14 protein-coding genes are annotated in these 13,198 nt (G+C 71.9%); 7 read left to right on the top strand and 7 right to left on the bottom strand.

Annotated elements, in window-relative coordinates:
* Positions 1-46 precede the first annotated feature (46 nt).
* Positions 47-280 (bottom strand): hypothetical protein, encoded by a 234-nt coding sequence (locus F4562_RS12785; RefSeq protein ID WP_184538380.1) that lies wholly within the window; start codon positions 278-280, stop codon positions 47-49.
* Positions 277-660, bottom strand: coding sequence for a hypothetical protein (locus tag F4562_RS12780; RefSeq protein ID WP_184538382.1), 384 nt, complete (start codon positions 658-660; stop codon positions 277-279). The genes F4562_RS12785 and F4562_RS12780 overlap by 4 nt, the downstream gene beginning before the upstream one ends.
* Positions 661-1,005: 345 nt before the next feature.
* On the opposite strand from F4562_RS12780, the gene F4562_RS12775 reads away from it, so the two are divergent.
* On the top strand, positions 1,006-2,352 hold the full coding sequence (locus F4562_RS12775) for an NsdA family TPR-like regulatory protein (RefSeq protein WP_311733824.1): 1,347 nt from the start codon (positions 1,006-1,008) through the stop codon (positions 2,350-2,352).
* Positions 2,353-2,393: 41 nt separating this feature from the next.
* Entirely contained in the window at positions 2,394-2,918 is a 525-nt protein-coding gene (locus F4562_RS12770) for an NUDIX domain-containing protein (RefSeq protein ID WP_184538385.1), read from the top strand.
* 119 nt (positions 2,919-3,037) lie between these two features.
* On the opposite strand, the gene F4562_RS12765 is transcribed toward F4562_RS12770, so the two are convergent.
* Together F4562_RS12765 and pseB are read right to left on the bottom strand one after the other, a co-directional pair.
* Positions 3,038-4,162, bottom strand: coding sequence for a DegT/DnrJ/EryC1/StrS family aminotransferase (locus tag F4562_RS12765; RefSeq protein WP_184538387.1), 1,125 nt, complete (start codon positions 4,160-4,162; stop codon positions 3,038-3,040).
* Positions 4,162-5,145, bottom strand: coding sequence for a UDP-N-acetylglucosamine 4,6-dehydratase (inverting) (gene pseB / locus F4562_RS12760; protein ID WP_184538389.1), 984 nt, complete (start codon positions 5,143-5,145; stop codon positions 4,162-4,164). The genes F4562_RS12765 and pseB overlap by 1 nt, the downstream gene beginning before the upstream one ends.
* Positions 5,146-5,250: 105 nt before the next feature.
* Between pseB and F4562_RS12755 the strand changes: the two genes are divergently transcribed.
* Positions 5,251-5,979 (top strand): cytidylyltransferase domain-containing protein, encoded by a 729-nt coding sequence (locus F4562_RS12755; protein WP_311733825.1) that lies wholly within the window; start codon positions 5,251-5,253, stop codon positions 5,977-5,979.
* A 50-nt stretch (positions 5,980-6,029) separates the two neighbouring features.
* On the top strand, positions 6,030-7,226 hold the full coding sequence (locus F4562_RS36305; protein ID WP_184538392.1) for a PseG/SpsG family protein: 1,197 nt from the start codon (positions 6,030-6,032) through the stop codon (positions 7,224-7,226).
* A gap of 132 nt (positions 7,227-7,358) precedes the next feature.
* Here F4562_RS36305 and F4562_RS12745 read toward each other — a convergent pair whose 3' ends face one another.
* Positions 7,359-7,922, bottom strand: coding sequence for a hypothetical protein (locus tag F4562_RS12745; protein WP_184538393.1), 564 nt, complete (start codon positions 7,920-7,922; stop codon positions 7,359-7,361).
* A gap of 212 nt (positions 7,923-8,134) precedes the next feature.
* Here F4562_RS12745 and F4562_RS12740 point away from each other — a divergent pair, with 212 nt between their 5' ends.
* Both F4562_RS12740 and F4562_RS12735 read left to right on the top strand, forming a co-directional pair.
* Positions 8,135-8,671: an RNA polymerase sigma factor gene (locus tag F4562_RS12740; RefSeq protein ID WP_184538395.1), complete on the top strand. Its 537-nt coding sequence runs from the start codon at positions 8,135-8,137 to the stop codon at positions 8,669-8,671.
* Positions 8,671-9,813, top strand: coding sequence for a CU044_5270 family protein (locus F4562_RS12735; protein WP_184538397.1), 1,143 nt, complete (start codon positions 8,671-8,673; stop codon positions 9,811-9,813). Before F4562_RS12740 ends, F4562_RS12735 begins: the two co-directional genes overlap by 1 nt.
* A 133-nt stretch (positions 9,814-9,946) precedes the next feature.
* On the opposite strand, the gene pseI is transcribed toward F4562_RS12735, so the two are convergent.
* Positions 9,947-10,990: a pseudaminic acid synthase gene (gene pseI / locus F4562_RS12730; protein WP_184538399.1), complete on the bottom strand. Its 1,044-nt coding sequence runs from the start codon at positions 10,988-10,990 to the stop codon at positions 9,947-9,949.
* Complete coding sequence (locus tag F4562_RS12725) at positions 10,987-11,505, bottom strand: GNAT family N-acetyltransferase (RefSeq protein ID WP_311733826.1); 519 nt, start codon at positions 11,503-11,505, stop codon at positions 10,987-10,989. The genes pseI and F4562_RS12725 overlap by 4 nt, the downstream gene beginning before the upstream one ends.
* A 161-nt stretch (positions 11,506-11,666) precedes the next feature.
* On the opposite strand from F4562_RS12725, the gene F4562_RS12720 reads away from it, so the two are divergent.
* The gene (locus tag F4562_RS12720) at positions 11,667-13,112 is read left to right on the top strand and encodes a glycosyltransferase family 2 protein (RefSeq protein ID WP_184854775.1); all 1,446 of its coding nucleotides are present in this window, start codon (positions 11,667-11,669) and stop codon (positions 13,110-13,112) included.
* Positions 13,113-13,198 lie beyond the last annotated feature (86 nt).

The following is a 13,198-nucleotide window of genomic DNA, read 5'->3' as shown; positions in this document are numbered from 1 at the left end:
CGGGGCGGGTCCCTCCAGATCTCACACCGTCACGCCCGTCTGTGGGTCAAGACATCGGCCGTGCCGGTATGCGCCGCCACGCCTGACGTTCAAGCCGAGTCTCAGCTTCCAGGCGGTGAGCCAGTTCGTCCAGGGTCGCCCCGCAGCGGATGTCGGACAGGCCGTGCGCACGCGCGTAGACCGACAGGGCGGCACGCCGCACGGCATACCAGCCGCCCCCCACCGCGCCGGAGATGGTCCAGGTCCGGCCATGGCACGCGGTCAGTTCCGCGAGCGTCATGAGCCACACTCCGACCGGGCAGCGAGGATCAGCTCCACCACCTTCTCCGGATGCTTCCTCGGCACAGTGTGGGGATCGGGGTCTTCACGCAGCGACACCAGGTAGCAGCCTGAGTGCAGTCCCATGGTCACCGTGGCGTCCTGCCGGCCCCCAGAATCGATCACGGTCAGTTCTGGCGGGTACCGGTCCAGTCGCGAGCGCATGGGGCGGTCCGGCCACGTAACCTCGGAGCCGGGGAAGAGCCCGAGGCTGATCGTGTGGTGGCGCTGGGAACGGACGCCCCGCTCTCTGAGGAGTCGTTGGACGATGACCAGCGCCTTGTCGTCATTCTCCACCGTTGCCTCGTTGACGGCGAGCGGGACGGCTCTGTGGTTGTCCACGGGTCAACCTCCGACTTCGTGATCAAAGGCCCACCCGGTGTTCGCTTCACCGTGGTGGGGTCGCCTACCGTGCGGGATCGATGACAGGACTGCGCGTGTCTCGTGGGCTGTCCTCATCGGGGAGCCGGAACAGCGGCCCTCAGCGAGTCGGTCGGCTCACAGGACCAGTGGATCGCCGAAGTCTCGAATGGCATAAGCGCGTGATCGGTTCGAGGAGTGGGAATCGATGCACACCCCGTGTGAAGGCGATCCAGTCGTGACCGGATCTGCGACCGAACGGCTGCGCTGCGCGTGATGTGCCGCTTACACTCCGAGCGGATACGGAGACCGACAGGAGGCCGGTCGGTGGGTGAGCCGAACATCCTGCTTGACTCGCTGCTCGCCGAAGCAGAGATCTCACACGCCGGGCTTGCCGCACGCATCAACAGGATTACTTCGACCGCCCGGCGCCCGACCCGCTATGACCACACCGCCGTCGCCCGATGGATCAGAGACAAGGCCATCCCGCGCGGAGACGTACCCGAGATCATCTGTGAGATCGTCGGAAGCCGGGTCGGCCGGACCCTGATGCTCTCCGACATCGGCATGGCCCGCAACGAGGCAGGCCAGGATGTGCCGGATCTGTCACGGGCCGTTGATCAGACGGTTGCGTTGTGGCGGGGAGATCTCAACGACAGAGCTTTTCTGGCCGGTGCCTCGATGCTCGAAGGACCGGCCGCCATAGCCCCCGTCTTCGAATGGGAGAACCCACCTCACGAGATGGACGTCTCCCGTCGAGGACCCGGCGCGGTGAGTACGGACGACGTTCAAGCGCTCAAAGACGCGCGCAGTCGTTACGAGCAGATGTATCGCCGGGTCGGCGGCGTGCCGGTACGGCCGCGCGTTGTGGCATTCCTCAGCGCCAACGTGACACCGTTGCTGAAGAGCGGTCACGATGACCGCACAGGGCGAGAACTGTTCCGGGCGGTGGGCGGTCTGGTGGCACTCGCAGGCATCTGCGCTTACGACTCCAACCGCCAGGCGCTCTCTCAGCGCTACCTGTTCCGCGCGCTCCGAATGGCCAAGGCGTCGGGCAACCCGGCGTTCGGCGGTTACGTGATCGCCCTGCTGGCCAACCAGGCCATGTCCCAGGCGAAGTATCGCCATGTGATCCAGTACGCGGAGACCGCGTTGCGGGGATCTCGGGGGCATCTGAGCCCCGCCTTGGTGACCGACCTGCACACGCTCCAGGCCAAGGCGTACGCGAGGGTGGGGGATCGATCGGGTTGTCATGCCCACATGCGCCGTTCGGAGACCACGGCAGCCCGTATCCGCCGGGACGACGAGCCGCCGGAGACGGGATATGTCCAGCTGGGCCTGCTGGAGTGCCAGCATGCCGAAGCACTGCGACGGCTCGGCGATCTCGTGGCCGCTCAGGTCTACGCCGAAGAGGCACTTCGATCCGTTGACGTCTGCCATCTACGCGGCCAGACGCACCGGCTTGCCACTCTTGCCCTTGTCTTGGCCGAGCGTGGTGAGCTGGACCAGGCGGTCACCACCGCCGAGTCCATGCTGGAGCGCGCGCAGGGCATGGAGTCCGAGCGCATCACCGAACGAATCGGCATGGTGGCCGACGCGCTACGGCCCTTCGACGCCTGCGTGGTCCGGGAGTTTCTGACGCGTGCGCACCGGCAGACGCGTGTGCCCTTGTAGCGTGGGGCCGAGATCAGGCAATCACGCTGGGAGTACGCAGCATGCGCTGGCAGGTCCACTCCGAAGAGCCCCTCTACACCGACCCGTGGCTTGACGTCCGGGTGGCGGATGTGGAACTGCCCGATGGCAGGCACCTGGCCCACCGGCTGATCCGCACCGCACCGGGTGCGGGAGCCGTGGTGGTCGACGAACAGCGCCGGGTACTGCTGATCTGGCGGCATCGCTTCATCACTGACTCGTGGGGATGGGAGATCCCCATCGGGAAGATCGACGACGGTGAGGAGCCGGCGGCCGCGGCGGCGCGAGAGGTCGAGGAGGAGACGGGGTGGCGGCCCGGGCCGCTACGCCCGTTGTTGCGTGTCCAACCGACCAACGGCATCTCCGACTCGGTTCACCACGTCTTCCGCGCCGACGGAGCCACCCACATCGGTCCGCCCACCGAGGGATGGGAGGCCGAGCGCATCGAGTGGGTGCCGCTGACGGACATCCGCCGGTTGGTCGGCGAGCGCGACCTGGTGAGCGGCACCAGCATGGCGGCCCTGCTCTACGTGCTCACCGGGCCATGAGGCGCGTGCTGGGGTGCCGCCGGTGGTTCGGCCGCACGCCCGTCCTCCTTCGACCGGACTGTGGGAAGGGCGTCTGACACCGTCGTGTCCGTCCCAGGGGCCGGCGAGCGGGCCCGGGCTCAGCGCAGGATCTTCGCCAGGGTCTCCACCACGCGGTCCTGGTCGGCGTCGGAGAGGCCGGGGTAGAGCGGCAGCGACAGCTGCCCGGCGTAGTACGCCTCCGCCTCGGGACACATGCCGCGCCGGTAGCCGAGGTCGGCGAAGACCGGGTGCCAGTAGGCCGGGATGTAGTTGACCTGCACCCCGATGCCGGCCTGACGCATCCGGTCGTAGACCTCCCGGCGGCGCCCGTCGAGCACCCGGACCGGGTACAGGTGCCAGGACGGGTCGGCGTACGGCCTGCACGGCGGCAGGGCCAGCCCCGGCACCTCGGAGAGCATCGTGGTGTAGCGCGCGACGAGTGCCGCCCTGCGGGCACGGAACCCTCCCAGCCGCCGTAGCTGGCTGCGGCCCAGCGCGCACAGCACGTCGGGGAGCCGGTAGTTGAGCCCGAACGCGTGCACCTCCTGGTGCCAGCCTCCCTCGTCGGGGTGGCGCTGCTCGGCGGGATCGCGCACCAGCCCGTGGTTGCGGAAACGCGCCGCGCGGGTCAGCAGCGCGGGATCGGCCGCGGCGACGGCCCCGCCCTCGGCCGTCGTCACCGTCTTCGTCGGGAAGAACGAGAACGTCGTCAGGTCGGCGAGTGAGCCGACCGGCCTGCCCCGGTGAAGCGAGCCGATGGAGTGGGCGGCGTCGCCGAGCAGCAGGGCTCCGGCGTCGCCGGCGACCGTGCGCAGCCCGTCGTAGTCGGCGGGGTGACCGGCGTAGTCGACCGCGGTGATCACGCGGGTCCGCGGAGTCACCGCCGCCCGCGCCGCCCCGGCGTCGAGGTTGGCGGTGTCGGGTTCGACGTCCGCGAAGACGACCCGCGCGCCGAGCAGCGCCGCGGTGGCCGCGGTGGCCACGAAGGTCATCGGCGTGGTGACGACGTCGTCGCCCGGCCCGACCCTGGCCGCGGCGTAGGCCACGTGCAGGGCGGCGGTCCCGGAGCTGACGCTGACGCAGGGCACGCCGCCGGTCCAGCGGGCCAGCTCCTCCTCGAAGGCCGGGACGGCCGGGCCGGTGGTGAGCCAGTCGCCGCGCAGCGCTTCGGCCACCGCCCGGACGTCGTCGTCGTCGATCGACTGCCGGCCGTAGGGCAGCATCAGACCCCCAGCGTGATCATGTCGCGGAGCTGGCCGACGGTGAGCCACCGGTCGTTGGTGTCGGAACGGTAGGCGAAGCCCTCGGGAAGCGTCGTTCCGCCCTGCGGCGGGACGTACCCCCAGGTGGCGATGGTGGGCTGGACGACGTAACGGTCGGGCAGGCGCAGCGTGCGCCGCCCGTCGTCAGGCGCGATCATCTCCTCGTGCAGCTTCTCGCCGGGCCTGACCCCGATCTCGTACGTCGGGCTCTCCGGCGCCACGGCCTCGGCCAGGTCGGTCAGCCGCATACTGGGGATGCGCGGGACGTACAGCTCGCCGCCCTGCATCATGTCGAAGGAGTCGACCACGAACCGCACCGCCTCCTGAAGGGTGATCCAGAAGCGGGTCATGCGCTTGTCGGTGATCGGGATGGACCCGCCCTCGCGGGCCAGGCGCAGGAAGAACGGGATCACCGAGCCGCGGCTGCCGACCACGTTGCCGTAGCGGACCACGGCGAAACGGGTGGGATGGGCCGCGGCGTAGTGGTTGGCCGAGACGAAGAGCTTGTCGGCCACGAGCTTGGTGGCGCCGTAGAGGTTGATGGGGCTGGACGCCTTGTCGGTGGAGAGCGCCACGACCTTGCGCACTCCACAGTCGATGGCGGCCTCGATGACGTTCTGCGAGCCGGCGACGTTGGTGCGGACGTACTCGAACGGGTTGTACTCGGCGGTGTCGACCTGCTTGAGCGCACCCGCGTGCACGACGTACTCCACACCGTGCATCGCCCGGGTGAGCCGCTCCCGGTCGCGGATGTCGCCGATGAACCAGCGCAGCCGCTCGTCGTCGCCGAACATCTGCCTGGCCTCGTACTGCTTGAGCTCGTCACGGGAGATGACGACGAGGCGGCGGGGGTCGAGGTGGTCGAGCGCGTGGCGGATGAACGCCTTGCCGAAGGAACCGGTGCCCCCGGTGATCAGAATCGACGACCCGTTCAGCATTCCCATGGAGCCCCCCGTGGTTGGTCCGACGCGCGGTGGGCGACCGCGCCGAGCCGGTAGCATAGCGCGACCATGTGGGAACGCACGGTGACAACGGGGGATGGGGCATCGGTGCGCATCATCGGAATCGTCCAGGCACGAATGGGTTCCACCCGGCTGCCCGGCAAGGTCCTGAAGGACCTGGCGGGCCGCTCGGTGCTGGGGTGGGTGGTCCGCGCGGCACGCCAGGCGCGGGCGGTCGACGAACTGGTGGTGGCGACCACGACGCAGACGGCCGACGACGCGGTCGAGGCCGAGTGCGCGCGGCTGGAGGTGGCCTGCCACCGGGGGCCGGTCGACGACGTGCTCGACCGCTTCCGGGGCGTGCTGGCCGGCCATCCGGGTGACGCGGTCATGCGCCTCACCGCCGACTGCCCGCTCCTCGACCCGGAGGTGATCCGTGAGGCCGCCCTCGCCTACCGGGCGATCCCCGGTCTCGACTACCTGAGCACCGGCCTGCCGCACACGCTTCCGCGCGGCACCGACGTGGAGATCGTCGGCAGGGCCGCCCTGGAGAAGGCCGGTCACGACGCCACCGGTCACCACCGGGCCCACGTCACCTCCTACGTCTACACCCACCCCGGAGACTTCCGGACCATGGGGCTGACCTACCAGCCCGACGCCTCCGACCTGCGTGTCACCCTCGACACCGAGGACGACTGGCGGCTGATCCGGCGGGTGGCGGAGGAGTTCGGCGACCGGACCGTCCCGGTCCGCTCCCTGGTCGCGTGGCTGCGGGCCCGTCCCGATGTCCGCGCGCTCAACGCGCACGTCCAGCAGAAGGCCCTGCGGGAGGCGTGAGCCCCATGCCTGCGCCGGGTTCCGCACTTCCGGCGGGTTCCGTGTCCTGGGTGAACCCCGCGTCCTCGGTGAACCCCGCCTCCCGGGCCGCGCCGCGCGTCGGAATCCGCTGTGACGCCGGGCCGCTGATCGGGGTCGGGCACCTGGTCAGGTGCGTGGCGCTCGCGGAGGAGCTGGTGTCGCGCGGCGCGGCGGTGACGTTCCTCGGTGACCTGGGTGGCCTGGCCTGGGCGTCGGACCAGCTCACGGGGCGGCGGCTGCCGCTGCTGGCCGCCGGGACGTCACCGGGCGGCCTCGCCGCCCAGGCGCTCGCCCTGGGCCTGGACGCGGTGGTCCTCGACTCCTACACGATCCCTCCGGCGACCGGGGAGACGCTCCGGGCTGCCGGCCTGCGGGTCGCGGCCGTGATCGACGGCGATCCGCGCGGCCAGGTCGCCGACCTGTACGTCGACCAGAACCTCGGCGCCGAAGAACGCGACGTGCCGCTGCCCGAGGGGGCGGTCCGGCTGGCCGGAGCCCGTTACGTCCTGCTGCGCGACGCCGTACGACGCCTGCGTGCGGTGCCCGCGGGAAGCGGCGAGCGGCCGGGCGGGGAACGCGGCGCGGCCAGAGCGGGTGAGACCGGAGGAGTGGTCGAGGGGGTCGCGGGGGAGACGGGGGGAGCGGTCGAGGGGGTCGCGAGGGAGACCGAGGGAACCGCCGAGGGGGTCGCGGGGGAGACCGGAAAAGTCCCCGTGACGGGGCCTCCCCGAGTGTTGTGCTTCTTCGGCGGCACCGACGCCGCGGGCATGGCCCACCGCTGGGCGGACACGCTGGCCGCGGTGGGTGTCCCCTTCTCGGCGACCCTGGTCAGCCCGCGGCCCCTGCCCGCCCGCCCGGGGATCACGGTCGTCCCGCCGACGGACGGGCTGCCCGAACTGATGGCGTCCGCCGATCTGGTGATCACCGCCGCGGGCACCTCCTGCTGGGAGCTGCTCTATCTCGGCGTGCCCGCCGCGCTCGTCTGGGTCGCCGACAACCAGCTGACCGGTTACGAGGCGCTGGTCGGCCGGGAGCTGGCCGCCGGGCTCGGCCCGGGATGTTCCGCGGCCGGGGCGGTCCCGCTCCTGCGTGAGTTGCTGACCCGTCCCGCCCTCCGTGCCCGGTACGCCGAGCGGGGCCGCGGGCTGGTCGACGGGCGGGGCCGGGAACGGGTGGCCGGAGCATTGCTCGACGGCCTGCGTCGGCGCGGTGCCGGGCCACGGTGAGGAGGAACCGCCGACCGGCAGGGGGAACGCTCGGCGGGCCGGAAGCGCTTCGGTCACCGGCCGGCGGCGCTACGCCGACAGCGCTACGTCGACGGTGCTCGGGAGGCCCGCCGCGACCGGCGGGCCGGGCCGTCAGGGGGCTTCCTCCGCCGCTCTCTCACGCCAGGAAGCGGCGCTCTCCTTGTGCCGGTACGCCTGCCAGAGAAAAGCGGGCCCGGCGCACAGGGCGGCGAAGCCGGCGAAGAAGCTGATGCCGAACCACGGGTCGGGTGGGGCGTCCTCCTCCACCGTCCGACCGGCGTGACCGAAGAAGTAGAAGGCCGCGACGGCGAAGACGACCACGAGGACCAGGCCCGCGACCAGGAAGACCCCCGCCCGCCGTGCCTCACGCCTGGCGCGTGCCTCCGGTGGCAGGGCGGCGAGGCCGCTGCGGCGTTCCCGCTCGGCCGCGATGATCGCCTTCGCTTGCGTGCTGGTGAGCCCCAGCTCGTTCAGCAGGCGCCGCTGCGGGATGAGCAGGAGCAGCCCGATGCCCACTCCGGCACCCACGCCGAGCCCGGAGGGGAGCGGCACATCGGCGCGCGCCAGGAGGACGACCACCACGATGATCACGGCGATGGTGACCAGCATCGAGGTTCTCAGGCGACGGTGGGAACGGAGCAGGCGTTCGAGCTCATTCGGGCTGAGACCGCGCATGTGGAGCCGCCTTCCGCTCGTACGCTTCTCCGTCGAGCGTGGGACACGGCGATGCCCGTCGCAACCGATGGGCCGATGTCGGCCACGCCGGGACGCGGGTGCGGGCGGCGGCCTCAGGGACGGATGCGAAAAAATCCGGAGAAAACCGGGAAGGGCTGGTGGGCACCGGCGAAGAAGGGGTGTCCTGTTCTTCCGGCGGGGGAGCCCCTTGCATGATCACAGTCCCCGGTGAGACGTCGCCCACCGACTCCCACTGGTTCGGTGCCGTCTTCGACGCGCACTACGAGGAGATCCACCGCTACATCGGGCGGCGGCTCGACCTCGATGTGGCCGAGGACCTGGCGGCCGAGACCTTCCTGATCGCCTTCCGGCGCCGTGACCGGTTCGATCCCGCGCGGGGTGCGCCACGGCCTTGGCTCTACGGCATCGCCACCAACCTGATCGGCCGGCATCGGCGGCTGGAACTGCGCCGCTACCGGGCCCTGGCCAGGACCGGCCCGCCCCCGGACGACGACGGCCCCGAGCAGCGGGTGGTCGACCGGGTGACGGCGGGGGTGACGGCCGGCCGGCTCGCGGGGGCGCTGGCACGGCTGTCGCGCGGTGAGCGGGACGCGGTCCTGCTCGCCGCCTACGGCGGGTTCACCTACGACGAGATCGCCGAGGCCCTCGGGGTGGCCGCCGGCACGGTGGCCTCCCGGCTCAGCCGGGCCAGGACCAAACTGCGTGACTTTCTGGGAGTGGAGGCCTGATGGACGAGTTCAAGCTCATCGACGAGGTGATGCCGGACGTTCCGCCTCCGGCTCCCGGCCGGGTCGCCGAGGCGAGGGCACGGGTGCTGCGCACCCGCCGCCGCGGGTTTCCCGCGTGGGCCGGGATCGCGCTGGCGGCTGCCGCGACGGCCGCGGTGATCGGCGCGATCGTCGTCGTGCCCGCCCTGCGGGACGGCGCCGGGAACGGCCCGGCGGTCACCGCGGTGGTCCCGGCGGACGGCCGCGCGGTGTTCGACGCCGCGACGGACCGGCTGGCCCGCCGACGGGAGACCGAGCACGCGAACTGGCGCAGGGAGGTGGAGCACGCCCGTCGCGAGCCGTTCGAGCACAGGAATCGGGGGAAGGGAGGGTTCACGGTCGACAGCCGCATCCGGGAGGTCCTGTGGGCGGGGCCCGACGGACGCACCGCCCACGAGGTGACCGCGCTGCGGAGCACCCCTCTCACCGCCGCGGACCGCACGGCCTGGAAGAAGGCGGGTTCGCCCGGACTCTGCGGGAACGACGGCGACTGCGACAACGACCAGGTCCCCTACGGCTACACCCAGTACCTGTCGTCCGCCGGCTCCCCGGAGGACTACACGGTGTCGGATGTGAGGCTGAGCGCCCGCGAGGTCCGCGAGCTGCCACGGGACCCGGCGGAGCTGAAGGCGGAGCTGCTGTCGCGCTGGGCGGTCGTCCGAGACGCCAATGACAAGACCCACTATTCCGGGCCTTTCCCCTCTGACGATGACAAGATCTGGCAGATCGGGCAGGAACTGCTCGTGAACGCTCCCACCACCCCGGGAACCCGGGCGGCGATCCTGCGCATGCTGGCCGCGCTTCCGGGCGCCCGTGTCGTCGACGGGGCCCGGGACGTCGAAGGACGCACCGGCCTGGCGGTCCTGCGCAGGACGAGCGACGGCTCGACCGAGAGGCAGGTCCTGGTCGACCGCGTCACGGGCGACACCCTGGCGGTGCAGGAGGTCCTCGTCGTCCCGCACGCCCATGTGCCGGACGTCCCGGTCGGGAGCGTGTTCAACGCCACCCTGGTGCGGCGGATCGGCTGGACCGACGACCGTTTCGTCCTCCCGGAGGGGTGCACTCCGGCGGGCAGGCAGTGCCTGCGCGAGGCCGCGGACTGATCGGGGACGTCCCTGCCCGGGCATCGCGGCCCCGACGGCCGACGGCGCGCGGCGTGAGGCGCCGTCCGGACCATGCTCCAGGCCGTGCGCCGGGCCGCGGGTTCACCCGGGTGAGCCGGCGGCCCGGCGCCGGTCAGACCAGGTCCCAGCCCATGGGCGTGCCCAGGGGGACGTCGCGGGTGAAGGGACGGCCCAGGAGGTCGGGCAGCGCGTCGGGGGGCAGCCCTCCGGCGGGGCGGATCGAGCGCACGTTGCGCTCACTGACCTTCTCACCCGCCCGGACGTCGGCCACCACGTACAGGGAACGCCGGAAACGCAGCCCCTCCCGCTCGCCGGGCCGGGGGCCGATCCGCGCCGAGCCCAGCGACCGCCAGGCCCGCTCGCTCTCCGTCACCAGCGTCGCCAGCTCGGCGGGCTCCAGGGAGAAGGCCGAGTCGACGCCGCCGTCGTCCCGGTCGAGCGTGACGTGCTTCTCGATCAGCCGGGCGCCCAGCGCGACCGCGGCGAGCGCCGCGCCGACCCCCGGGGTGTGGTCCGACACCCCGACCACCGCGCCGGTCAGCGCGGCGAGCAGAGGCAGGGACCTCAGGTTGCTCTCGGCGGGGGAGGCGGGGTAGGCGGCGGTGCACGACAGTATGGCCAGATCCCGGCACCCGGCTCCGCGGGCCGCCTCGACGGCGGCGTGGATCTCCCCGATGGTGGCCATGCCGGTGGAGAGGATGAGCGGTTTGCCGGTGGCCGCCGCCAGCCTGATCAACGGCAGGTCCACCAGCTCGGATGAGGCGATCTTGTAGGCGGGGGTGCCGAGGGACTCCAGCAGCTCGATCGCCGTGGGGTCGAACGGCGAGGAGAACGCCACCAGCCCGCGTTCCCGGGCCCGCTCGAAGATCGGCCGGTGCCACTCCCAGGGGGTGTGGGCACGCTCGTAGAGCCGGTAGAGGTTGTCGCCGCCCCACAGCGCGTGGTCCTCGCCGATGCGGAAGGCGGGGCCGTCGGCGTCGACGGTGATGGTGTCGGCGCGGTACGTCTGCAGCTTGAGCGCGTGCGCGCCCGCCCCGGCGACGGCGTCCACGATGGCCAGGGCCCGGTCCAGGTCGCCGTTGTGGTTGCCGGACATCTCCGCGATGACGAAGGGGGCGTGGCCGGAGCCGATCGGCCGGTCGGATATGGAGATCACGGTGCTTCCTCTCGATCGAGCCGGACGACGACGACCTCGCGCGGCACGCCGTCCACGTCGCGCAGGTAGGAGCCGACCTCGGTGAACCCGAAACGCCGGTGCAGCCGGCGTACCGCGTCGTTTCCGGCCAGCACCTCACCGCGGAGGGTCCGCAGGCCCAGCGGGCCGAAGGCGTGGCCGACCGCGGCCCGTTCGATGCCGAACCAGGCTTCGAGCAGCCGCCCGGACCGCTCCAGCCCGTCGACGTCGAGGTAGAACCCCCAGGTGGCGCCTGCGTCACCGCCGGTCAGGCCGGTGAAGGCGACCACCCCGGCCCCCTCGCCGCCGTGCTCGTAGAGCAGCACCTCGCGGTCGGGGTCGTCGCGGACCGCCCGCCACCAGCGGGCGTGCTCGGCGGCGCCGATCTCGTGCGTGGTGAAGCTGGCGGCCCGGACCTTCGGATGGTTGCGCCAGCGGCGGACCGTCTCCAGGTCGCCGTCGTCGATGCGTCTCAGTGTTCCGCCCCCCGTGGTCACGAACACACAGAGAGTAGCGGCCCCGAGTGTGGGCGGCCCCAGGGTTGGGCAAAGAGCGGGCCACGGGGAGACCGGCTCCGTCATGACGGGCGCCGGGCGGGAGCATCGTGGGCCGTGACGTGACTGGACGTCCCGACCGGAGGACCTCGTTGGAAGCGCCATTGCTGAGTGTCGTCGTGCCGTTCTACAACGTGGCGGACTACATCGGGGAGTGTCTGGCCTCCCTCGCCGCGCAGACCCTGCGGGACGTCGAGTTCGTCCTCGTCGACGACGGTTCCGAGGACGGCAGCGCCGCGATCGCCGCCGAGTTCGCCGCCGGGGACCCGCGGTTCCGGATCCTGCGCCAGGAGACCATGGGGCCCGGTCCCGCCAGGAACCTCGGCGTCCGGCACGCCCGCGGCACCTACCTCGCCTTCGCCGACAGCGACGACGTCGTCCCGGAACGGGCCTACGAGGCGCTGGTGGGCTCCCTGGAGGAGACCGGGTCCGACATCGCCTGCGGCGCGGTCCGCAGGCTCACCCCCGACGGGCTCGTCCCGTCCTCGCTGCACGTCAAGCTCTTCAGGAAGCCGCGTCAGCGGACCCACATCACCGGCTACCCCGACCTGACCCGTGACCGGACGGTGTGGAACAAGGTCTACCGCCGTTCCTTCTGGGACGAGCGGGGCCTGGCGTTCCCCGCCGGGCTGTACGAGGACGCGCCGGTCGCCGTGGCGGCGCACGTCCTGGCGTCCGGTGTGGACCTGCTGAACGAGGTCGTCTACCACTGGCGGCTGCGCGAGACGGGTGACGCGTCGATCACCCAGCGGCGGATGGAGGTGTCCAACCTGGAGGAGCGCGTCGCCTCGCTGCGCGGGGTCCAGCTCTTCCTGGCCGAGCGTGCCCCCAGGATCAAACGGGCCTTCGACGAGATGATCGCCACCTGGGACGTGCGGTTCCTCTACGAGGCGCTGGAGGACGCGGACGAGGGGGAGGCGCGCAGGCTGCTGGACGCCGTGGTCCCCTGCGTCGAGGCGCTCCACCCGTCGGTGGTGGCCGGGCTCGGTGCCGGGCGACGGCTCGAACTCCACCTCCTGCGCCGGCGCATGCTGCCCGAACTGCGCGAGGTCCTGCGCTTCCGCCGTGAGGAGGAGGTGCGGGTGGTGCGCAGGGGCATCCGCAACCCCCGCTGGTACGCGGCCTACCCCTTCTTCGAGGACCGCTCGCGCGACATCCCGGCGCACGTCTACGAGGTGACCCGGGAGCTGGTGCTGCGAGTCCACACCGACCGGGTGCGCTGGTCGGGCGGGCGGCTCCTGGTGGAGGGGCGTGCCTCCATCAAACGGCTCGACGAACGGCACAGCAAGATCAAAGTTTGGTTGTCGGGGCGGAAGAAGGCGCGGATCGCGCTGCCGGTCCACCAGGAGGGTGCCGCGTTCGTGACGGACGTGGCGGTGGGCAAGCCCGGCCGGTGGTCGCTGCACGTGGAGGTGTCGTCGGCCGGGATGCGTCAGAGCGACGTCGTGCGGGTGGCCCGGCGGCAGCTGCCCCGGGGGGGCCGCGGTCGCGTCCGGGCGGCGCTCGGCAAGGGCGGCAGGCTGGCGATCCGGGTCCGGGCCGGTGGGTGAGCCACACTCCGAGGTTGGTCAAGAACGGGCATGGAGAAGTCCAGGCGGTTGCAGAGAGTCACGACTGGCCGGTCGATCGTCGCCAT

The organism is Streptosporangium becharense, from assembly GCF_014204985.1.
Classification (GTDB): Bacteria; Actinomycetota; Actinomycetes; order Streptosporangiales; family Streptosporangiaceae; genus Streptosporangium; species Streptosporangium becharense.
This window is presented reverse-complemented; position numbering and strand designations above follow the sequence as displayed.

Coding starts and splice junctions, on each gene's coding strand:
- F4562_RS12765 (WP_184538387.1), bottom strand. CDS start 4,162: ATGCTGCCCTACGGCCGGCAGTCGATCGACGACGACGACGTCCGGGCG.
- F4562_RS12735 (WP_184538397.1), top strand. CDS start 8,671: ATGGACGAGTTCAAGCTCATCGACGAGGTGATGCCGGACGTTCCGCCT.
- F4562_RS12745 (WP_184538393.1), bottom strand. CDS start 7,922: ATGCGCGGTCTCAGCCCGAATGAGCTCGAACGCCTGCTCCGTTCCCAC.
- F4562_RS12785 (WP_184538380.1), bottom strand. CDS start 280: ATGACGCTCGCGGAACTGACCGCGTGCCATGGCCGGACCTGGACCATC.
- F4562_RS12740 (WP_184538395.1), top strand. CDS start 8,135: ATGATCACAGTCCCCGGTGAGACGTCGCCCACCGACTCCCACTGGTTC.
- pseB (WP_184538389.1), bottom strand. CDS start 5,145: ATGGGAATGCTGAACGGGTCGTCGATTCTGATCACCGGGGGCACCGGT.
- F4562_RS12770 (WP_184538385.1), top strand. CDS start 2,394: ATGCGCTGGCAGGTCCACTCCGAAGAGCCCCTCTACACCGACCCGTGG.